Raw genomic sequence first — 20,499 nt, 5'->3', positions numbered from 1 at the left:
GCCGAGTGATCGGGAGCGGGCCGCCCGCCGGAGTCGGCCCGCCCCTACCGATGCGGCATCAGCAGATCCGCGGCAGCTGCTCCCCCAGCGGCAGGTCGACGACCCGCGTCCCGCCGAAGCCGGTCCGGGCGACGACCATCCCGGGGTGGTCCGCGACGCACTCGCCGATCACCACCGCCTCCGCACCCAGCGGGTGCGCGCGCATCGCCGCCAGCACCGCGTCCGCCTCACCGCGCGGCACGAAGGCGACGAGCTTGCCCTCATTGGCGATGTACATCGGGTCCAGCCCCAGTACGGCGCACGCGTTGGCCACCGCGTCCGGGACGGGCACGGCCCGCTCGCTCAGCACCACGCCCACCCCGGCCGCCGCCGCGATCTCGTTGAGCGACGCCGCCAGGCCGCCCCTGGTGGGGTCGCGCAGCACGTGCAGATCACGCGTCACCGCGAGCATGGCCTCGACGAGCCCGCCGAGCGCCGCACTGTCGCTGCGCACCTCGACCCCGAACTCCAGGCCCTCCCGCACGCTCATGATCGCCACCCCGTGCAGCCCGATCGGCCCGCTGACGATCACCGCGTCGCCCGGAACCGCCCGCTGCGGCCGGATGTCGACCCCGGCCGGGACGAGCCCGATCCCGGCGGTGTTCAGGTAGACGCCGTCCCCGTGCCCGGCCTCGACCACCTTCGTGTCCCCGGTGGCGACCTCGACCCCGGCGGTGCGGGCGGCGGCGCCGAGCGCCCGGGCCACCCGGTCGACCACGGCCGTCTCCACCCCCTCCTCCAGGATGAAGCCGCAGGACAGGTAGGCCGCCCGCGCGCCGCTCATGGCGAGGTCGTTGACCGTCCCGTTGACCGCGAGGTCGCCGATGCTGCCGCCGGGGAAGAACAGCGGCCGTACGACGTACGAGTCGGTGGAGAAGGCGAGGCGGGCGCCGCCGAGCTGCAGGACGGCGGAGTCGCCGAGCCCCTCCAGTGCCCGGCCGCCGAACGCGGGCGCGAAGATGTTCTGCACGAGCTCGGCGGACATCACCCCGCCGCCCCCGTGCCCCATCACGATCCTCGGGTGGTCGCGCAGCGGCAGCGGGCAGCTCCACCCGGAGAAGTCGGGCGCGGCCGACGGTTCCACCAGCATCTCGGTGTCAGCCAACGCGACTCGCCTCCTGAGCAGCAACGGGCACGACCGGCGCGCTCAGCCGCCGGTAGAGGTAGTACGCGGCGCAGGCCCCCTCGCTGGACACCATGGTGGCGCCGAGCGGGGTGCGCGGGGTGCAGACGGTGCCGAAGGCCTCGCACTGATGGGGTTTCAGCAGCCCCTGCAGCACCTCGCCGCTGCGGCACTCCGCCGGTTCCCGGGTCGCGATCCCCGAGACGTCGAAGCGCTGCTCGGCGTCGTGGTCGCGGTAGCGCGGCGAGAGCCGCCAGCCGCTCCGCGGGATGACGCCGATGCCCCGCCAGGCGCGGTCGGTCACCTCGAAGACGTCCTCCAGCATCGCGCGGGCGGCCGGATTGCCCTCGGGGCGCACGGCGCGCGGGTAGGCGTTGTCGACGGCGTGCTCCCCGCGCTCCAGCTGCCGTACGGTCCGCCGGATTCCCTCCAGGATGTCCAGCGGCTCGAAGCCGGTGACGACGATCGGCACGCGGTGGCGCTCCGCCAGCGCCGGGTACTCGGCGGTGCCCATCACGCTGCACACGTGCCCGGCGGCGAGGAAGCCCTGGACCCGGCAGTCCGGCGAGTCCATGATCGCCTCGATGGCCGGCGGCACCCGGACGTGCGAGACGAGCATGCTGAAGTTCCGCAGGCCCTGCTTCCTGGCCAGATGGACGGCCATGGCGTTCGGCGGCGCGGTGGTCTCGAAGCCGATGCCGAAGAAGACGACCTCCCGGTCCGGGTTCTCCCGCGCGACCCTCAGCGCGTCGAGCGGCGAGTACACCACCCGGACGTCGCCGCCCTCGCCGCGGACGCGGAACAGGTCGCGGTCGGTGCCGGGCACCCGCAGCATGTCCCCGAAGGAGCAGAAGATCACCTCGGGCCGGGCGGCGATCGCGAGCGCCCGGTCGATCACCTCCAGCGGGGTGACGCACACCGGACAGCCCGGGCCATGGATCAACTCGACCTCATCCGGTAGGAGTTGGTCGATGGCGTGCCGGATGATGCTGTGCGTCTGACCGCCGCACACCTCCATCAGCGCCCACGGCCGGGTGATCGTCGACCTGATGTCGGCGAGCAGTCCCTCCGCCAGCTCGGGGTTGCGGAACTCCTCCAGGTACTTCACCGCTCGACCTCCTCGGTCACTCCCTCAGCCCCTACCGCCTCGGCCGCCCGCGCCGCTTCCCACGGGTCGCCGAACTCCTCCTGCAGCAGCCCGAGTTCCTCGAACAGCTCCAGGGTCCGCCGGGCCGACTCCTCGTCCAGGCGCTGGAGCGCGAAGCCCACGTGGACGATCGCGTACTCCCCCACCGCCAGGTCGGGCAGGTACTCCAGGCACACGTCCTTGACCACCCCGCCGAAGTCCATGACCGCCATCCGGGTCCCGTCGCGCTCCCCGATCTCCGTCACCCTGCCGGGCACCGCCAGGCACATCCGCTCTCACTCCTCCCGGGCGGCCGACGACCGGGCGGCCACCATCAGCTGGCCGAGCGCCAGCCCTCCGTCGTTGGGCGGCACCCGGCGGTGCCGCAGCACGGTGAAGCCGTCCTCCCCGAGGCCGCTCGCGCAGGCCGAGGAGAGCAGCGCGTTGGCGAAGACACCGCCGCTGAGCGCCACCGTGGTCGTGCCGTACCGGTCCCGGGCGGCCGCGCAGATCCGCCGGACCAGGTCGGTCACCGCGGCGTGGAAGCGCGCGGCGATCAACCCGACCGGCACGCCGGCGGCGACGTCCGCCACCACCCCGGCGAGCACCGGCCCTGGTTCGGCGATCCAGCCGTCCGCCCGGTCCGCCAGCCCGAAGGCGTACCCCGCCGCCGGGCCGAACTCCGCGGCCGCCGCCTCCAGTTCGATCGCCGCCTGGGCCTCGTACCCGACCCGGTGGCAGACCCCCGCGAGCGAGGACACCGCGTCGAAGAGCCGGCCCGTGCTGGACGTCGGCACGCAGTTCAGTCCGCGCTCCAACTGCCGTCCCAAAAGCCGCAGTTCCTCCTCCGGGCAGGCCTCGACCGGCGGCAGCCAGGCCGCCCAGGGCAGCCCGGCGGCACGCAGGTGCGCGAGCGCCGTCCGGTAGGGGCGCTCGACCGCCGCGTCCCCGCCCGGCAGCGGCACGTACGCGAGGTGGGCGAGGCGGCGGTACCCGTCGTAGTCGGCCAGCAGCACCTCGCCGCCCCAGACCGCGCCGTCGTCGCCGTAGCCGGTCCCGTCGAAAGCCACCCCGAGGACAGGCCGGCTCCCGTCCAGGCCGTGCTCGGCCATCACCGCGGCGACGTGGGCGTGGTGGTGCTGCACCCGCCGCACCGACCGACCGGCGGCGGTCCGTTCGGCGTGGCGCACCGAGCGGTAGCCCGGGTGCCGGTCGGCGACGATCAGTTCGGGCCACACGCCGCTGACCGTGCCGAGCTGCTCCACCGCACGGTCGAAGGCGCGCAGGGTGGCGACGTCGTCCATGTCGCCGATGTGGCCGGACAGCCACGCGTAGCCGTCGCGGGCCAGCGCGAAGGCGTTCTTCAGGTCGCCGCCGACGGCCAGCACCGGCCGGACGGGCACCGGCAGCGGGAGCGGCAGCGGCGCGTACCCGCGCGATCGCCGCAGCGGCAGTTGCTCGCCGTCCACCACCCGCACGACGGAGTCCTCGCAGGGCACGTGGATCGGCCGGTCGTGGGTGAGCCAGCCGTCGACGAGCGGGGCGAGCGCGGTGAGCGCGTGCCGGTCGTCGGTGACGATCGGCTCGCCGGAGAGGTTGGCGCTGGTCATCACCAGGAGGTCGGGTCCGGGCGCGGCCAGCAGCAGGTGGTGCAGCGGCGTGTACGGGAGCATCACGCCGAGGTCGGGGCTGCCGGGTGCGACCGCCGGGAGCACGCCGGGACAACGAACCAGGACGATCGGCCGCACCGGCCCGGTGAGCAGTTCCCGCTCGACGGGGCCGAGCGGCAGCAGGCCCTCGACGGTGGCGAGGTCACGGGCCATCAGGGCGAACGGCTTGTCGCCGCGCCGTTTGCGCCGGCGCAGCAGGGCGACGGCTTCGGCGTCGCGCGCGTCGCAGGCGAGGTGGTAGCCCCCGATGCCCTTGACGGCGAGGATCGCCCCGCCGGCCAGCAGCCTCCGGGCCTCCAGCAGCGCGTCCTCCCCGCCCAGTTCGGCGCGCCCGGGCACGGTCAGCGCGAGCCGCGGCCCGCAGGCGTGGCAGGCGACGGGCTGCGCGTGGAAGCGGCGGTCGGCCGGGTCGGCGTACTCCCGGGCGCAGTCCGCGCACATGGGGAAGCCGGCCATGGTGGTGTTGGCGCGGTCGTACGGCAGGCCGGTCACGATGGTGTGCCGGGGGCCGCAGTTGGTGCAGCTGATGAACGGGTGCCGGTGGCGGCGGTCGGCGGGGTCGGCGAGTTCGGCCAGGCAGTCGGCGCAGACGGCGACGTCGGGCGGGATGAGGGTGGCCCGGGGGCCGTCGGCGCGGGACGGGGTGATGGTGAAGCCGCTGGCGCCGGTGGCGGCGAGCGGCGCGTGTTCGACCGAGGTCACCCGGGCGAGCGGCGGCGCGTCGCTGGCCACTCGCCGGCAGAAGGCGTCGACGGCCTCGCGGCCGCCCTCGACCTCGGCCAGCACGCCCTCGCCGGTGTTGGTGACGCTGCCGGCCAGTCCGAGCTCGTCGGCGAGCGTGAAGACGAACGGCCGGAAGCCGACGCCCTGGACGAGCCCGCGGACGGCGACCCGCCGCCGCTCGCGGTCGAGTGCCGTCACGGGGTCTCCCGCGCCACGTGGTGGTGCCCGCCGTGAGGGTGCCCGGCCGCCATCACCGGCCGGTGCGGCTCGGCACCGTCCAGGACGGCCAGGGCCCGCTCCAGCAGCGCTCCGACGCCGTCCCCGGTGCGGGCCGAGGTGTGCACCACCTCCACGCCGGGGTTGACGCGCTGGACGTTCGCCAGGAACGCCGCCTCCTCGAACCCGGCCGCCGCGGCGAGGTCGGCCTTGGTCACCAGCACGAGGTTGGCGAGCCCGAACGCGGTCGGGTACTTGAGCGGCTTGTCCTCGCCCTCGGTCACCGAGGCGAGCACCACGCGCAGCGACTCCCCGAGGTCGTAGGAGGCCGGGCAGACCAGGTTGCCGACGTTCTCCACGAACAGCAGCCGGCAGTCCTGCGGCAGCCAGCCGTCCAGGTGCCCGGCGAGCATCCGCGTCTCCAGGTGGCAGAGCCCGTCGGTGAGCACCTGCTTCACCGGCACGCCCGAACGGGCCAGCCGCAGCGCGTCGTTCTCGGTGGCGAGGTCGGCGGTCAGCGCGGCGACCGGCACCCCGCGCCGCCGGGCGAGCCCCAACTCGGCTTCCAGGAGGGCGGTCTTGCCGCTGCCGGGGCTGGAGAGCAGGTTCACCGCCACCGTCCCGCGTGCGGTCAGCGCCGCGCGCAGTTCGCGGGCGCCGTCGTCGTTGCGGGCGAGGACCGCCCGGCGGAGGTCGGCCGTCTGGCACATGGACGTCAGCCTTTCTGTTCGGCCGGGACGCCGGGGCGTTCGGCCCACTCGACGTCGAGGATCTGGAGCTCGCGCCCGCACAGCAGCTCGACGCCGCCGCCGCCGGAGCAGCTCGGGCAGCCGAGGTCCGGCGGCATGCCGACGGCCCACTCGACCTCGCAGGGCACGCAGCGGGCCCGTGCCGCGACGGACTCGGTGCGGAGCAGCGCGCCCTCCACCAGCGTTCCGGCGCAGGCGAGTTCGAAGCAGAAGTCGAGCGCCTCGGGCACGACGCCGGCCAACTCGCCCACCTGAAGCCGCACCCGCGCCACCCCGCAGGCCCCGTGTTCGCGCGCGGCCGCGTCCACCTGTTCGACGACGGCGGCGGCGATCGACATCTCGTGCATCGGTCCCTTCCCACGCCCGGCGGCAACGCGCCCCATTACAGGACGCGGTGGCGGCGACGGCTCGAAGCCGCGCCGCCACCGCGTCCGGGGCTGCACCGTTCGCAGCAATCCGCGCGTCGCACACACGTCACATGCGCGAGATCCTCAGGTACCGCCTGAGGTCCGGCAGGCTCTGCCAGACCAGCGCGCCGATCCCCGCCAGCAGGGCAGCGCAGAACAGTTTCCTCAGCATGGTGTCGTCTCCCTCTCCGGCTGCGTGGCCTCGTCCACGACCCGCAGGACCACTTGGACCGCCTCCTCGACGGCGGCGGCGACCGGGGCGCTCAGCCCGATTCCCTCCTCCAGCGACGCCGGCTCGCAGCCGACCACCAGCACCCGCCCGGGCGGCTCGCCGCCGGTGCCGGCGGCGAGCGTGGCGAGCAGTGCGAGCACGGCGTCGGGCCCCATCCGGTGCCCGTCCAGCACCGGCACCTCCAGCGGCTCGGCGGCCGCCTCGATGAGGTGGACCGTGCCGGGCGCGCCGCCGCGGCAGGTGGTGTCCACCAGCACGGCGGTCCGGTAGCCGTCGAGCAGCCGGTACGCGAGGTCCACGCCGCGCACGCCGACGTCGACCACGTCGACGCCGTCCGGCAGCGCATGCGCGGAAAGCCGCCGGACGGTCTCGACCCCGAACCCGTCGTCGCCGAGGAAGACGTTGCCCACCCCGGCGACCAGGACCCGCCGCTCGCTCACGGCTCCCCCACCCGGTCGGCGCCGTCCAGCGGGGTGACCTCGTCGGGCTGGAAGTAGCGGAAGCGCCCCTGCGCCCGCCACACGTCCGCGCCCGGGTCGTCCTCCACCGTGACGGCCAGGTGCACCGAGCCGTCGACGTCGTACAGGACCGCCTCGACGACGCCCGTCCGCCCGTCCAGGAACAGGTCCTGGGCGTCGGTGCGCCGCCGTCCGGGCCGCAGCAGGACCCGGCTGCCGGCGCCGACCGCGTGGCCGTCGACCAGCACCCGGTCCCGCTCGGGGTCGACCCCCGGATCGTTGCCGGGATCCCACCAGGGCTGCTCCCCGTCGGCGCTGCCACCGGTGACCTCGCGCAGCCCGCGGATGGCGCCGTGCAGGCGCTCCAGCACCTCGGGCGGCATCGACTCGGCCAGGTCGATCACGGCCCCGGCCCGCTCGTCGGTGCCCCGGGCCTCCCGCTTCTCCTCGTCCGTGAGGGCCGCGGTCCGCAGCGCCAGGATCTCGTCGATCTCGGTGGCGTCGTACAGCGTGCCGAGGCTCTCCGGGGCCACGCGCGGGTGGTCCTCCAGGATGATCGGCGACGACAGCACCACCCGGCGCCCGCCGTCCGGCCCGGCCAGCACGGGCCACGTCTGCTCGTTGCGGCACTGCTCGACGGCCGGCCGCGCCCACTCGGGCGGATCGGTGGCCGATACGAACCCGCCGTGCTCCAGCCCGAGCAACAGGTGCGCGGAGACCAGGGAGCGCGGCAGCGCCTCCTCGCGGCCGGTGTCCGGGCGCGGCATCCAGGTGGAGGCGTTCTCCACCACCGCCGTGAGGCGTTGCGCCCGGTACGGGCCGGGCAGTTCCTCGACCTGCAACCGCACGACGCCGTCGACCTGTTCGCGCCGCCGCACCAGCCGTCCGACGGCGGTGCCGTGCTCGCGCAGCAGCTCCGTCTCGCCGACGCCCGGCAGCCGGAACCCGTGCTGCACGCCTTCGCCCGTCAACTCCTCCACGGTCAGCAGGAGTTCGATTCGCTCCTCGGCGCCCTCGTCCCACTCGACGAGTACCCGGTCGGCCAGCTCCAGTCGTTCCACCGGCTCGAACCCGCCGGTGGCGGTGGCCCGTTCGACGGTGCGCCGCTGGACCCGCAGGAAGCGCAGCTCGACCGCCAGCCGGTCGTCCCGGCGCGCCTCCATGAGGCACTCGGTGCGCTGGTGGGAGTGCTCGCCGCCCTGCGTGGTGTACTCGGGCGGCACCAGGACGCCGAACTGCCAGCGCAGCCGGTTCTTGGCCGCCGAGGCGCGGTACGGGTAGAGCACGTAGCCCTCCAGCAGCACCGCGTCGGCGATCTGCCGGGCGGCCGCGAAGCCGCTCTCGATGCTGTCCGGGAAGGCGCTCACCGGACTCCTTCCTCGACCGCCGCCGCCGCGAGCAGCTCGCGCACCGTCGCCTCCCAGGAGGGCAGGGCCCGCCGGGAGCGGTAGGCCAGCAGGCCGTCCATCAGGTCGTCGGGCAGGCGCACCCAGCCGCAGCCGGGGAAGTGCTGGTCGATCGCCTCGCGCCAGACCCGCACCGGCATCCGCACCCGGGCCTCCTTGTCCCAGGGCACGGGGGTGACCTGGAAGCCGCCGGGACCGGCGAAGGCGGTACCGGAGAAGAGCAGTAGCAGCGGCACCTCGCCGCCGTCCAGCGCCCGGAAGTAGCGGGCCGAGGCCACCTCCAGGTCGTAGCTGCACGGCACCGCGAGGTCGGCCTCGGTCTCGCCGGTGAAGCCGGGCACCAGGAGCGGCACGGTGGCGAGCTGGATCGGGTTGAGCGTGGTCGCCCAGCGCTCCCGTTCGCCGAACAGGTCGGTCAGCCGCTCGCCCTCGGTGGCGGCGTACGACCGCCGGCCCGGTTCGATCCGCAGCTGGCACTGGAGGGCGAGGGCGTGCACCCGGGTGTCGGCCGGCGCCGTGATCCGCAGCCGGAACACGAGCGTCGGCGCGGCCGCGTACGGGTCGGAGCGCACGCCGGTGCAGGTGAAGCCGAGCACGCTCATGCGCCCTCCTCGCTGCGCTCGGCGAGCGCTTCGCGCAACGCGCACCTTCCGATGATTCGCTCACTCCGTTCGCTCATGCCGTCACCTCCACCGGCAGCGGGCGGGCCCGGGCGGCCAACCGCTCGAAGAACGCGTCGAGTTCGGCCCGCGCCTCGGTGCCGCCGTCGAAGCCGTGCCAGCACCGCCGGAGCCGGCCGACCAGCTCGTAGCAGACGTCGACCGGCACCAGGTAGCACTCGACACACCGGTCGGTGCGGCGCAGCAGCAGCGCCTCGACGTCCGGTTCCAGGGCGGCGGCCAGCCGGCTCCCGCCGAGGGCGCGCTCCCAGGCCTCCTCGTCCAGCTCGCTCTCGGTGGCGCCGGCCGGGCCGGGGTAGAAGGCGAGCAGCCGGTCCAGCACGCCGTTGCGGAACAGGAACGCGGTGCCGACCGGGATGCCCAGCACCGACCACAGCCGCTCGTCCACGTCCCCGTCCGGGTCGGCGAGGTAGCGGTCCGGCACGGTGCGGTAGCGGCCGCCGGCCGCGCCCGACTGCTGGAACAGCAGGCCGCACGCGGTGCAGGCGCAGGCGAGGGCGCGCTCCTCGACGTCCACCAGGTGGCGGTGGCCGGGAGGCAGGTCCCGGGCACAGAACGCGCACTGCTCGGGGCGCGGCGGCGCCGGCTCGCGCAGCCGGCGCAGGAGGGCGGTCCCGTCCCGGGAGACCCTTCGCGTGTTCATCGCGCCTCCGCGGGCAGCGGCGGGCGGGTGCCGATCTGGAGCAGCTGCGGGGCGCGCTCCAGCTCGACGGCCGTCACCTCGGGGGCGTGGCAGGAGAGGACGGCCTCCACGTCCTGCTCCCCGCAGCCGCAGCCGGAGGCCGTCCGGCGCAGCCGCAGGGTGCCGGTGTCCGGTTCGAAGCCGAGCACGTCGAGCCGCTCGGGCAGGGTCGCGAGCGCCCGGTCGATCCGGGCGGTGACGTCCTCGGGGTGCAGGTCGTGCAGGAGCAGCAGTCCGGCCACGGCGGGGTCGTCCAGCATCCGCTCCAGGGCGGGCGGGGGCAGGGCCGGGACGAGCCGGGCCAGTCCCTGGCCGTAGAACTCCATGAGGTCGCGGACGAGTTGCTCGCCCGCCTGCTCGGCGCCGCTGCCGGCCAGGGTGTCCAGGGCCTCCTGGATCCGCAGCCCGGTCTGCTCGGCCGTCATGCGGTGAGCCCGCTCAGGCCGGTGGGCACGTGCATGGTCTGCAGGGTGCGCCCGCCGCCGACGTACATGTGCACACCGCAGGGCAGGCAGGGGTCGAAGCTGCGCACCGCGCGCATGATGTCGATGCCCTTGAAGTTCTCCGGGGAGTTCTCCTCGAAGATCGGAGTGTTCTGCACCGCGTCCTCGTAGGGGCCGGGTGTGCCGTAGCTGTCGCGGACGCTCGCGTTCCACGGGGTCGGCGGGTACGGGTGGTAGTTGGCGATCTTGCCGTCGCGGATCACCATGTGGTGCGAGAGCACGCCGCGCACGGCCTCGGTGAAGCCGCAGCCGATCGACTCGTCCGGCACCTCGAAGCGCTCCCAGGTCTGGCTGCGCCCGGCGCGGACCTCGTCGAGCGCCTTCTCGACGAAGTGCAGGGCGGCGGCGGCCGCGTACGCCTGGAAGTAGGTGCGGGCGCGGTTGCGCTCGATGGCGTTGCTCCACTGCGGGATCCTCCACTCGAAGGTGACCTCGGGCTTGGTCATCGAGCGGGGGAGGTTGATCCGGACGCTGTGGCCGGTGGCCTTGATGTAGCCGATGTCGACGAGGCCGGACAGGGCGGTGGACCACAGGCGCGCGATCGGGCCACCGCCGGTGTCGAGGGCGAGGTGGTCCTTGCCGTCGAACCAGCGCGGGGACATCACCCAGCTGTACTTGTCGTCGAAGTTGCGCTTCTGGGGGGCCGGGATGGTGTGCTGGTTCCACGGGTGCCGCGGGTCGACCGGGTTGCCCAGCGGGTCGTGGGTGACGAAGAGGTCCTTGCCCTGCCAGTCCTCGTAGTAGGAGCTGCCGAGCAGGATCCGGATGCCGAGGTTGATCTGTGTCAGGTCGTTGGTGACGAGCTTTCCGTCCACGATGACGCCGGGGGTGACGAACATCCTGCGCCCCCAGTTCGTCATGTTGCGGTACGTGAAGTCGCAGTGGTCCGGGTCGTTGAGGCTGCCCCAGCAGCCGAGCAGGACGCGGCGCCGGCCGACCTCCTCGTAGCCGGGCAGCGCCTGGTAGAAGAAGTCGAAGAGGTCGTCGTGCAGCGGCACGACCTTCTTCATGAACTCGACGTAGCGCATCAGCCGGGTCAGGTAGTCGGTGAACAGCTGGACCGTCGCGACCGTGCCGACACCGCCCGGGTAGAGCGTGGAGGGGTGCACGTGGCGGCCCTCCATGAGGCAGAACATCTCCCGGGTGTACCGGCTGACCTGCAGCGCCTCGCGGTAGAACTCGCCCTCGATCGGGTTGAGCGAGCGCATGATGTCGGCGATCGTCCTGTACCCGTGGTCGGCCGCGTGCGGGGCCTCGGTGCGCTCGGCCCTCTCCAGGACGCCCGGGTTGGTCTCGCGGACCATCTTCTCGCAGTAGTCGACCCCGACCAGGTTTTCCTGGAAGATGTTGTGGTCGAACATGTACTCGGCGGCCTCGCCGAGGTTGATGATCCACTCGCCGAGGTGCGGGGGCTTCACCCCGTACGCCATGTTCTGCGTGTAGACCGAACAGGTGGCGTGGTTGTCGCCGCAGATGCCGCAGATCCGGCTGGTGATGAAGTGCGCGTCGCGCGGGTCCTTGCCGCGCATGAAGACGCTGTAGCCGCGGAAGACGGACGAGGTGCTGTAGCACTCCGCGACCTTCTTCTGCTTGAAGTCGATCTTCGTGTGGATGCCCAGGCTGCCCACGATCCGCGTGATCGGGTCCCAGGACATCTCGGTCAGGCCGCTGCCGTCGCCGGCCGCCCTGGTCTTCGGTGTTGCCATCGTGTGTGTCGTGCCCTTCTGTCGTGGACTGCTCTGCAGATCGGGGGGATCGGGGGCGGGCGGCGGAGACGGGCCGCACACCCGGGGGCGGGTGTGCGGCCCTCCGGCGTCACCAGGGCGGGCGGTAACCGGTGGTCAGGTGGCGGCCGGTGCGGCGCCACTTCGGTTCCTTGTCGACGGTGTGCTGCGTGATCGCGCGCAGCCGGCGGATCAGCGGTCCGTACACCGCGCTGGTGCTGGAGGAGATCCGCGAGCCGGGCGGCGGGTCCATGAAGGGCATGAACTTGTCCGGGAAGCCCGGCATCGTGCAGGCGATGCAGATGCCGCCGACGTTCGGGCAGCCGCCGACGCCGTTGATCCAGCCGCGCTTGGCGACGTTGCACTTGACGACCGGGCCCCAGCAGCCGAGCCGCACCAGGCACTCGGGCGTGCCGTAGTCGGTGGCGAACTGGCCCTGTTCGTAGTAGCCGCCGCGGTCGCAGCCCTCGTGCACGGTGGCACCGAACAGCCAGGCGGGCCGCAGCTTGTCGTCGAGCGGGATCATCGGCGCGGAGCCGGCCAACTGGTACAGCAGGTAGGTGAACGTCTCGGCGAAGTTGTCGGGCTGGATCGGGCAGCCCGGCACGCAGACGATCGGCAGCCCGGCCTTGGACTTCCAGTCCCAGCCGAGGTAGTCCGGCACGCCCATGGCGCCGGTCGGGTTGCCGGCCATCGCGTGGATGCCGCCGTACGTGGCGCACGTGCCGATCGCCACCACGGCGGTCGCCTTGGGGGCGAGCCGGTCCAGCCACTCACTGGTGGTGACGGGCTGACCGGTCGCGGGGTCGTCGCCGAAGCCGCACCAGTAGCCCTCCTTCTTGATCTTCTCGTTGGGGATGGACCCTTCGACGACCAGGACGAACGGCTCGATCTCGCCGCGGTCGGCCTTGAAGAACCACTCGACGAAGTTGTCCGCGCCCTGGGCCGGGCCGCACTCGAAGTCGATCAGCGGCCAGTGCACCGCGACCTTGGGCAGGCCGGGCAGCGCGCCGGTGACGATCTCCTCGATGCTCGGCTGCATCGCGGCGGTCAGCGCGACGGAGTCGCCGTCGCAGCTGAGGCCCGCGTTGATCCAGAGGACGTGCACCACGTCGGTGTCAGTTGTTGCAGCACCCATGAGGATGCCTCCTCGGGGATGGGAGCCGGACGAAATGGCTCAAAGTCAGTCATAGCAATAGTTCGGATCGAACGCCGGTCCGGAGACCCGGCGGCGTCGCCCGGAGGACGCCGGCGGGCGGGGCCGTTCGGGTCATGTCCGTGCGAGGAGCCCGGCGGGCGCGGGGCGTTTGCGGACGAACGCGGACCGCAGGACGTGGTACGGCGATTCGGGTGTGAAGAACTGCCGGTGCATCACCGCGAGCTCCTCCTCGCGGTACGCGGCCAGCGGCTTCGTCCGCTCGTCGGCCTCGCGCGCGGCCTTCTTCTCCGCGATCCGGCGCTGCGTGGCGGGCGAGGCGGCGAGCAGCGCGGCCAGGTGGGCCGCGCTCGGCCCGAACTCCTCGGGCCCGCACGCGAGTACGCGGTCGACCAGGCCCGTCCGGTCGGCCATCGCGGCGGACAGCGGCAGCGCCTGGCGGGTCAGCCGCTCGGCCTGCGCCGCGCCCACCCGGCGCGGGAGGGTGTACGTCCAGTACTCCGACCCGTACAGCCCCATCAGCCGGTAGTGCGGGTTGAGGACGGATCCGCCGCGGCACCACACCTCGTCCGCCGCCAGCGCCAGCATCACGCCGCCGGCCGCCGCGTTCCCCGCGACGGCGGCGACCACCAGACGGTCGGTGGTGGTGAGCACCTCGGCGACGAGGTCGTCCATCGCGGTGATGTTGGCCCAGGACTCGGCGGCCGGGTCCGGTGCGGCCTCGATGACGTTGAGGTGGATGCCGTTGGAGAAGAAGTCCCGGCCGCCGCCCAGCACCAGCACCGAGGTCGGCCGCCCGAGCGCGGAGCGGTACGCCTCCAGCAGTCGCCGGCAGTGGTCGGCGGACATCGCACCGCCCGGGAACGAGAAGCGCAGGAAGCCCACCGGGCCGTCCTCGCGGTAGCGGATGTCCGACCACGCGCCCTTGCTCGGCACGAGCGCGGCCGGCATCGCGGGCACCGGGGGCAGCAGGGCGCCGAGCGCCGTCACCGCCGGGAGCTTGAAGGTCGCGGGCCCGCCGGGCGTGCGCCGCCGCCGAAGTTCGGGGATCCACACTGCGCCGTCCGAGGTAGCCCGGCACACGGCTCCGGCCCGGGTCGCCAGCAGCTCGCCCGGACGGCCGCGCAGCTCGGGCTCGCGGTGCCCGCCGTGCAGGTACCACTCGCCGCCGCACAGCGCGTCGAGCACCCCGGGCTGCGAGTCCGCCGCGCGGAGCCTGCGCAGCACCTCCTCGGTGGAGTCGCGCGCCCAGTCGATCCGGCGTTCCTCCTGCCGCAGGACGGGACGCGTGCGCACCGTCGCCCGCCAGCCGGGGCCGTGCTGCGGCTGCGGCGGGTACGTGCCCGAGGCGACGCGCTCCACGGCGAGCAGCGCGGCGGCCACGGCCGCGTCGGAGACCTCGCCCCGGTACAGGTCGCTCTTGCCGCGCCCGGGCAGCCGGCAGGGCACCCAGGCCCAGACCGGCCCGGCGTCCATCTCCGCCTCGGCCTGGAGCACCGTGACGCCCCACTTGGTGAGGCCCTCCTGGACCGCGCGGTCGAGGGAGGACGGGCCGCGGTCGCCCGGCGGGCCGGGATGGACGATCAGGCAGGTGTGCGCCGACCACACGTCCTGCGGGATCGCGGTGCGCAGCATGGGCGCGAGGACGAGGTCCGGCCGCAGGCGACGCAAGGAGGCGCGCAACTCATCATCGTCTCCGGCCAGTTGGACATCCACGATGTGGCGACGGTCGCGCAGTTCGGCATGGAGCCGCTGGCTGAGGCTGTTGAACGCGCTGGCAAGGAGCAGGATCCGCATCTCCGCCTCCGACGGTGTGGGCGTCCGGGAACCCGGCGATCATCACCCCCGCCCCGCCGGCCCCCCGCCGCACCCGCCCCGCCGCGCCGCCCGTTCACCCGAGCAGCGGGGAGGCGTCCCGGGCGCCGGCCAGGGTCAGAACCAACGGCGGCGGCTGAGCAGCAGGACGGTGAGGGCCGCCGTGGCGACCCCCTCGGCCCAGGCGGCGAGCGTCTTGTCGGCGAACCAGACGGGCTCGTACATGTTCGGCAGCGGGCCGAGGATGCCGACGTTCACATAGCGGTAGAGCAGCAGTGCGCCGAACCCGGAGGCGGCGACGGCCCAGGCGAAGAGGTCGCCGACGCGGTGCCGCCAGAGCAGCACGAGGAGCGCGGCGAGGATCGCGGCGACGGACTCGATGCGGAACAGGGTGCCCTGACTGATGGTGGTGCCCACGGCGTCGTAGTTCTCGGCGAGTTGGGCGTGGACGACCGCGTCGATGACGAGTCCGGCGGCGGCCAGGAGGCGCAGGACGAGGTGGGCTGTCTTTCCCTGGATGGTCACGGCGGCTCAGCCGGCGGTCGGGGAATCCGGGACGCCGGTCGCGGTGTTGGCGGGCTTGCCGGAGCCGGAGCAGGCCGCGAGGACGGCGGAGCGCAGGGGGGCGGCGGCTGTCTGGAGGGATCGGGCGCTGGTCACGTTCGGGCTCCGTTCGGGTGAGGGTGCGGCGCGCGCCCGGACGTGGTGTGGGCGCGCCCGGTTCGTGGTGGTGCCAGACCGACAGCGGGTCCGTGCCGGCGGCCTCGGCGAGGCCCGCCATGGTGCCCGCCCGGCCGAGGCACGGGGTTGACGGTCACCGCTTCGCGCCGGTCAACCACTCGGCCAGGACGGCGGCCTGGCTGTGGTCGACGTCCTTGGTGGCGGTCAGGAGCGTGATTCCGCCCCCGGCGGCGAGGTCGCGCAGGTGCCCGGCCGCCTCCCGGTGCTCCGCGTCCCGCAGTTCGGCACGGTAGCGGCGGCGGAACTCGGCGAACCGGCTCGGCTCGTGGCCGTACCAGCGACGCAGTTCGGTCGACGGGGCGACGTCCCGGAGCCACTCGTCGAGGTGCGCGTCCTCCTTCCTCATCCCGCGCGGCCAGACCCGGTCGACGAGCACCCGCTGCCCGTCCTGCGGCGAGGCCTCCTCGTAGATCCGCCGGTAGACGACTCGTGCGGCCATGACGACACCCTCCCGAATTGTCCGGACACCGATCTCCACGAGAACCCGGCGCCGCACGTGACCACAAGCGGGGCACGGCCGCACGGGGTAGGACCGGCCGCCGACCAGGCCGAACGTGCGAGGTTCCGTAGAATCCACGGGCCGATCCGGCGTTGCCCACTCGCCTGCAGGAGGCTGCGTTGACGTCCGACCCCGGACCCGGTGTGCTCATCCACCTGGACGCCCTGCTCGACCGGGCCCCCGCCGACCGGAGCGGTGCGCTGTGGCGGCTCGCGGAGGAAGGACGCCAGCTGGACGCGAACGTCATCCGCCTGCTGCCGAACGCCGAGGTTCCCGAGCACGTCGAGCCCGACCTCGACGTGCTCGTCCAAGTACTCGGCGGGAGCGGCTACTTGGAGACGCACAACGGCCGGCAGGCGCTCTCTCCGGGATGCACCGCCTGGTTGCCGCACGGCGCCCGCCGGGCCGTCCGCGCAGGCGCGGACGGCCTCGTCTACCTCACCGTCCACCGCCGACGGCCCGGCCTCTCCATCCGCTCGGCTCCCGTGGAGTAGCCCGACGGGAATGGTCCGGAGGCGGTGCGCTGCCCCGCCATGGTTCGGCGGGCGCCGAAGTTTCCCACGCCTAGCGTGGCCTCATGACGATCTCCGAACCGTCCGTCCGCGGCATCCGTACGTACGCCGACGCCCGCGCGGCGCTCGAACAGCCGCTGTTGGTCCCCGAACCCGCCGCCGACGCGGACGCCGTCGTCGGCTCCCTCGCCTGGCTGCGCGCCACCGTCGCCCGGTTCACCGGGGACGCGCGGGTGCACGCCCGTCGGCGTGCGCACGCGGAATCCGCGCTGGCCGGGCTGGAGCCTCGCGAGCTCCGGCGGGCCGCGGCCGGTTCGGCGGTCGGCGCGGACGACCGGCACACGGCCGTGCGCGTCCTCGCGGAGGCACTGGGGCTGCCGGGCCCGGACGCGGTGGCCGACGCGGTCGTGGCCGTCTCGGCGGGGTACTTCGGCGGCGAGCTGACGCCCGTCGAGGCGAAGGCCGCCGACGAGGCCGTCGCTTCGCTGCTCGCCCGCGTCGCGGACGGGGCGGACCCGGAGGCCGCCGCGCAGCGGATCGGGCTGCTGGTGCAGGCGTGCGACGCGACCGCGCGACTGGTCGAGCACGCGCGCCGGGCCGCGCCGGGCGGGCTCCCCGCCGAAGGCGCGGAGGCCGTCATCGGCGAGGTGCTGCGGACGGACCCGCCGGTGGCCGCGCTGCGCCGTCGAGTGGTCGCCGACACCCGCGTCGGAGCACTGGAGCTCCGGTCCGGGGAGACGGTGGTGGTCGACGTGACCGCCGCTCAACAGGACGCGCCGGCCCTGCTCGTCTTCGGCGCCGGCCCGCACCGCTGTCCCGGTCAGGCCCAGGCACGGGCGCTCGCGGCCGGACTGCTGGAACGGGACGACCAGGACCACGCCGGGGCCGTCGCCCGACCCGGCGCCGCAGCACACACCGAGGAGCAGAAGTGACCAGCATCGCCCCCTCCGCCGCCACCGCCTTCCGCGAGCTGCACCACCGCCCCGGCGAGCCCCTGCTGCTGCCGAACGCCTGGGACCACGCCTCCGCGGCCGCGCTGGCCGCCGCCGGGTTCGGTGCGATCGGCACCACCAGTCTGGGGGTCGCCGCCACGGCCGGGCTGCGGGACGGCGCCGGCCGGACCCGCACCGAGACGCTCCGGCTCGCCCACCGGCTCGTCGGCGGCGGATTCCTGCTCTCGGTCGACATCGAGGACGGCTACAGCGACGACCCGGCCGAGGTCGCCGACCTCGCCGCGGAACTCGCCGAGGCGGGCGCCGTCGGCATCAACCTGGAGGACGGCCGCGCCGACGGGGGCCTCACCCCGCCGCACCTGCACGCGGCGAAGATCACCGCGATCAGGTCGGCCGTGCCCTGGCTCTTCGTCAACGCCCGCACCGACACCCACTGGCTGCGCGAGGGAGACGCGGAGGAGACGGCGTCCCGCCTGGCGGCCTACCAGGACGCGGGTGCGGACTGCGCCTTCGTACCGGGCCTGACCGACCCGGCGTCCATCGCGGCGGCGGTGGCCGCGACCACGCTGCCGGTCAACGTCCTCGCGTCGCCCGACGGCCCGTCCCTCACCAGCCTCGCCGACCTCGGCGTCCGCCGGGTCAGCCTGGGCGGCCTGCTCTTCCGCGTCGCCCTCGGCGCAGCCGTGGACACCGCCGTCGCCCTGCGCACGACTGGTGTCCTCCCTCCGATGCCGCACGTCCCCGACTATGCGGCGGTGCAAGCGCTCACGGAGTGATCGCGCGCAGCCCCGGCCCGGCCACCCGCGACCCCGCCGACCGGCGCGCGAAGCTCGTCGTGCCCACCCCGCGCGGCACCGCCGAGACCACCGCCGCCCGCCGCATACTCGCCGCGATCGAACGCCGCCACGCCGACGCTCGGGGCCGAGGCGTCCGGCCGGTTCCTGCACTCACTCGCCCGCGTCACGGACCTCCAGCGGCAGGCCGCTCAACGGCCCTGTCCCGTCCGCGCCGACGCCCGTGGGGAGGGTGAGGACGTGGTCGGCCAGCGGGAGGAACGTCCGGTCGTGGGTGATCAGGACGGTGGTGCGACCCTCCATCAGGCGGCGCAGCGGCGGGATGAGCTGTTCGACGGTGCGGGGGTCGAGGCCGGTGGTGGGCTCGTCGAGGACGAGGACGGGGGTGCCGCGCAGGAAGGCGCGCGCGATCGCGACGCGCTGGGCCTGGCCGCCGGAGAGCTGGAAGCCGTCGGCGCCGATGACGGTGCGGTAGCCGTCCGGGAGGGCGGTGATGAAGTCGTGGGCGCCTGCGCTCCGGGCGGCGAGTTCGATCTCGCTCGGCGCGGCGTCCGGCCGACCGTAGGCGATGTTGTCCTCGATGGTCGCCTGGAACAGCGGTGCCTGCTGCGGCAGGAGGGTGACCGCTCCGCGCAGTGAGGCGAGGGTCAGGTCACGGATGTCCTGCCCGTCGAGGCGCACCGTGCCGATCGCCGGGTCCAGGAAGCGGACGAGCAGTTTCGCGAGCGTGGACTTGCCGCTGCCGCTGGGTCCGATGACGGCCAGGACCTCGCCCGGGTGGATGTCGAAACTCACGCATTCCAGCGCGGGCGGGCCGTGGCTGCCGGGGTAGACGGCGTGCACGCCGTCGAGGGAGAGGCGGCCCTTGACCGTACCCGCGTCGCGGGCGGTCGGGCTCTCGCGCACCGGACTGGTGAGGCCGTGGAGCTCCAGGACGCGCTCGCCGGAGGCGGAGGCGGCGCCGGCGAGTGGCACGAGCCCGGCGAGCTGCTGGGCGGGCTCGAACAGCTGGGACATGAAGGCCGCGAAGGCGAGCAGCCCGCCGAGGCTCAGCTGCCCGTCAATCACCTCCAGTGCGCCGACGCCGACCACCAGGAGGCCGGCGAGCGTCTGGAGCACGCCGACGAAGGGCTGGTAGAGGTCGGCCACCCGGGCGGTGGCGAGTTCGGCGGCGAGCAGGGCCCGGCCCTCGGCCTCGACCCGGGCGACCTCGCGGTGCTCCTGGCCGTACGTCCGGGTGATGACGGCGTTGCGCAGCGACTCCTCCAGGAGCGCCGTGACGCCGCCGGCGCGGCGCTGGACCTGTCGCTCGCGCTCGCGGATGCGCCGGCCGAACAGGGTGGTGGAGAGGATGAACAGCGGGGCGGCCACGAGGGCGGCCAGGGTGAGCGGCCAACTGAGGTAGAAGGCGGCGCCGGTGAACAGCACGAGGCTGACGGTGGCCACGCCGCCCTCGACGAGACCGGTCGCGACCATCTGCTCGATCGCCGCGATGTCGGTGGTCATCCGCGCGACGAGGTCGCCACGCCAGCAGGTCTCCAGCGTGTCGGGCGGCAGTGTGTGGAGGTGGGCGAGGGTGTCCGTGCGCAGGCGCAGCATGTACCGCTCGGCGGTCCTGGTGCTGGTGTACGTGCCCGCGAAGGTGAGCAGCGCGCCGGCGACGGCCGCGCCGAGCATGGCGGCGGCGAGCAGCCAGAAGTCGCCGAAGCGGCGCGGCACGAGGACGTCGTCGATCAGGTCCTTGAACACCCAGACCGAGAGGACCTCGCCGAGCGCGCCGAGGACGAGCAGGGCCGCGCTGACCGGGAGCCAGCGGGCGTCCGGGCGCACCCAGGGCCAGAACCGGTGGAACAGCTCGCGCAGTCGGATGGCCGGGGCGTCCGCCACCGGCCCCTGCGCGGCGGTGTCGTCCCCCCAGTCGCCCGAGGGCGTCGCGCCGTGCATGGAGACACCCCGTTCAGGAAGAGGGGCCGGCGGTGGAACCGCCGGCCCCGGGGGATGAAGTTAGGCCAGGCCGCCAGGGGCAACCGGCACCAGCCCCACCGTCACCGGCCCCACCGACGACGGCGGTTGTGACGACGGCGGCGCCGGCGGTCGCGGCCACGGTCTCGACGGTCGAAGAAACTCATCTCAATTCCTTCCGTTGCATTGGCACCTTCTCGGCTCCGCGCGCGCCCCCAGCCGGCACCAGGCGCTGGCTGGGGTGAAGAACGCGGCGGAGAGTGCCATTGCCGCGGGGCGATCCGTCCGGCGGGTCCTTCAAAAACCGGACCCGCCGGACTCGTCCCGTA

22 protein-coding genes are annotated in these 20,499 nt (G+C 74.0%); 3 read left to right on the top strand and 19 right to left on the bottom strand.

The window, feature by feature from the left end:
- Positions 1 to 58: 58 nt before the first annotated feature.
- The 18 genes from hypE to ACWCXH_RS07355 all read right to left on the bottom strand — a co-directional run bounded on the left by hypE (position 59) and on the right by ACWCXH_RS07355 (position 15,889).
- Positions 59 to 1,129: a hydrogenase expression/formation protein HypE gene (gene hypE, locus ACWCXH_RS07440; protein ID WP_449800607.1), complete on the bottom strand. Its 1,071-nt coding sequence runs from the start codon at positions 1,127 to 1,129 to the stop codon at positions 59 to 61.
- A 7-nt stretch (positions 1,130 to 1,136) separates the two neighbouring features.
- The gene (gene hypD / locus ACWCXH_RS07435) at positions 1,137 to 2,270 is read right to left on the bottom strand and encodes a hydrogenase formation protein HypD (protein WP_449800388.1); all 1,134 of its coding nucleotides are present in this window, start codon (positions 2,268 to 2,270) and stop codon (positions 1,137 to 1,139) included.
- A complete protein-coding gene (locus tag ACWCXH_RS07430) occupies positions 2,267 to 2,578 on the bottom strand; it encodes a HypC/HybG/HupF family hydrogenase formation chaperone (protein ID WP_449800387.1) in 312 nt (103 codons plus the stop codon). Before ACWCXH_RS07430 ends, hypD begins: the two co-directional genes overlap by 4 nt.
- 6 nt (positions 2,579 to 2,584) lie before the next feature.
- The gene (gene hypF, locus ACWCXH_RS07425) at positions 2,585 to 4,879 is read right to left on the bottom strand and encodes a carbamoyltransferase HypF (protein WP_449800386.1); all 2,295 of its coding nucleotides are present in this window, start codon (positions 4,877 to 4,879) and stop codon (positions 2,585 to 2,587) included.
- Positions 4,876 to 5,607, bottom strand: a complete 732-nt coding sequence (hypB, locus tag ACWCXH_RS07420; RefSeq protein ID WP_449800385.1) for a hydrogenase nickel incorporation protein HypB — start codon at positions 5,605 to 5,607, stop codon at positions 4,876 to 4,878. The genes hypF and hypB overlap by 4 nt, the downstream gene beginning before the upstream one ends.
- A gap of 5 nt (positions 5,608 to 5,612) precedes the next feature.
- The gene (locus ACWCXH_RS07415) at positions 5,613 to 5,993 is read right to left on the bottom strand and encodes a hydrogenase maturation nickel metallochaperone HypA/HybF (protein ID WP_449800384.1); all 381 of its coding nucleotides are present in this window, start codon (positions 5,991 to 5,993) and stop codon (positions 5,613 to 5,615) included.
- A gap of 127 nt (positions 5,994 to 6,120) precedes the next feature.
- The gene (locus tag ACWCXH_RS07410; protein ID WP_449800383.1) at positions 6,121 to 6,225 is read right to left on the bottom strand and encodes a DUF6893 family small protein; all 105 of its coding nucleotides are present in this window, start codon (positions 6,223 to 6,225) and stop codon (positions 6,121 to 6,123) included.
- On the bottom strand, positions 6,219 to 6,725 hold the full coding sequence (locus ACWCXH_RS07405) for a hydrogenase maturation protease (RefSeq protein ID WP_449800382.1): 507 nt from the start codon (positions 6,723 to 6,725) through the stop codon (positions 6,219 to 6,221). The genes ACWCXH_RS07410 and ACWCXH_RS07405 overlap by 7 nt, the downstream gene beginning before the upstream one ends.
- Positions 6,722 to 8,110, bottom strand: a complete 1,389-nt coding sequence (locus ACWCXH_RS07400; protein ID WP_449800381.1) for a hypothetical protein — start codon at positions 8,108 to 8,110, stop codon at positions 6,722 to 6,724. Before ACWCXH_RS07400 ends, ACWCXH_RS07405 begins: the two co-directional genes overlap by 4 nt.
- Positions 8,107 to 8,751, bottom strand: a complete 645-nt coding sequence (locus tag ACWCXH_RS07395; protein ID WP_449800380.1) for a DUF6084 family protein — start codon at positions 8,749 to 8,751, stop codon at positions 8,107 to 8,109. The genes ACWCXH_RS07400 and ACWCXH_RS07395 overlap by 4 nt, the downstream gene beginning before the upstream one ends.
- Positions 8,752 to 8,824: 73 nt before the next feature.
- Positions 8,825 to 9,472, bottom strand: a complete 648-nt coding sequence (locus ACWCXH_RS07390; protein ID WP_449800379.1) for a DUF5947 family protein — start codon at positions 9,470 to 9,472, stop codon at positions 8,825 to 8,827.
- Positions 9,469 to 9,936 (bottom strand): thioredoxin, encoded by a 468-nt coding sequence (locus ACWCXH_RS07385; RefSeq protein WP_449800378.1) that lies wholly within the window; start codon positions 9,934 to 9,936, stop codon positions 9,469 to 9,471. Before ACWCXH_RS07385 ends, ACWCXH_RS07390 begins: the two co-directional genes overlap by 4 nt.
- Positions 9,933 to 11,720, bottom strand: a complete 1,788-nt coding sequence (locus ACWCXH_RS07380) for a nickel-dependent hydrogenase large subunit (protein WP_449800377.1) — start codon at positions 11,718 to 11,720, stop codon at positions 9,933 to 9,935. The genes ACWCXH_RS07385 and ACWCXH_RS07380 overlap by 4 nt, the downstream gene beginning before the upstream one ends.
- Positions 11,721 to 11,829: 109 nt before the next feature.
- A complete protein-coding gene (locus ACWCXH_RS07375; protein WP_449800376.1) occupies positions 11,830 to 12,876 on the bottom strand; it encodes an NADH-quinone oxidoreductase subunit B family protein in 1,047 nt (348 codons plus the stop codon).
- A 132-nt stretch (positions 12,877 to 13,008) separates the two neighbouring features.
- Positions 13,009 to 14,691, bottom strand: a complete 1,683-nt coding sequence (locus ACWCXH_RS07370; protein ID WP_449800375.1) for a hydrogenase maturation protein — start codon at positions 14,689 to 14,691, stop codon at positions 13,009 to 13,011.
- Positions 14,692 to 14,826: 135 nt separating this feature from the next.
- Positions 14,827 to 15,234 (bottom strand): hypothetical protein, encoded by a 408-nt coding sequence (locus ACWCXH_RS07365; RefSeq protein ID WP_449800374.1) that lies wholly within the window; start codon positions 15,232 to 15,234, stop codon positions 14,827 to 14,829.
- A gap of 6 nt (positions 15,235 to 15,240) precedes the next feature.
- Entirely contained in the window at positions 15,241 to 15,369 is a 129-nt protein-coding gene (locus ACWCXH_RS07360; protein ID WP_449800373.1) for a hypothetical protein, read from the bottom strand.
- 154 nt (positions 15,370 to 15,523) lie between these two features.
- Complete coding sequence (locus ACWCXH_RS07355) at positions 15,524 to 15,889, bottom strand: DUF488 domain-containing protein (protein ID WP_449800372.1); 366 nt, start codon at positions 15,887 to 15,889, stop codon at positions 15,524 to 15,526.
- Positions 15,890 to 16,068: 179 nt separating this feature from the next.
- Between ACWCXH_RS07355 and ACWCXH_RS07350 the strand changes: the two genes are divergently transcribed.
- The 3 genes from ACWCXH_RS07350 to ACWCXH_RS07340 all read left to right on the top strand — a co-directional run bounded on the left by ACWCXH_RS07350 (position 16,069) and on the right by ACWCXH_RS07340 (position 18,190).
- Positions 16,069 to 16,443: a cupin domain-containing protein gene (locus ACWCXH_RS07350; protein WP_449800371.1), complete on the top strand. Its 375-nt coding sequence runs from the start codon at positions 16,069 to 16,071 to the stop codon at positions 16,441 to 16,443.
- Positions 16,444 to 16,526: 83 nt separating this feature from the next.
- On the top strand, positions 16,527 to 17,393 hold the full coding sequence (locus ACWCXH_RS07345; protein ID WP_449800370.1) for a hypothetical protein: 867 nt from the start codon (positions 16,527 to 16,529) through the stop codon (positions 17,391 to 17,393).
- Entirely contained in the window at positions 17,390 to 18,190 is an 801-nt protein-coding gene (locus ACWCXH_RS07340; protein WP_449800369.1) for an isocitrate lyase/PEP mutase family protein, read from the top strand. The genes ACWCXH_RS07345 and ACWCXH_RS07340 overlap by 4 nt, the downstream gene beginning before the upstream one ends.
- 171 nt (positions 18,191 to 18,361) lie before the next feature.
- Here ACWCXH_RS07340 and ACWCXH_RS07335 read toward each other — a convergent pair whose 3' ends face one another.
- Entirely contained in the window at positions 18,362 to 20,152 is a 1,791-nt protein-coding gene (locus ACWCXH_RS07335; protein WP_449800368.1) for an ABC transporter ATP-binding protein, read from the bottom strand.
- Positions 20,153 to 20,499 lie beyond the last annotated feature (347 nt).

The organism is Kitasatospora sp. NPDC001660, from assembly GCF_053596725.1.
The sequence above is the reverse complement of the archived record's forward strand: the minus strand, read 5'-3'. Positions and strand labels throughout refer to the sequence as shown.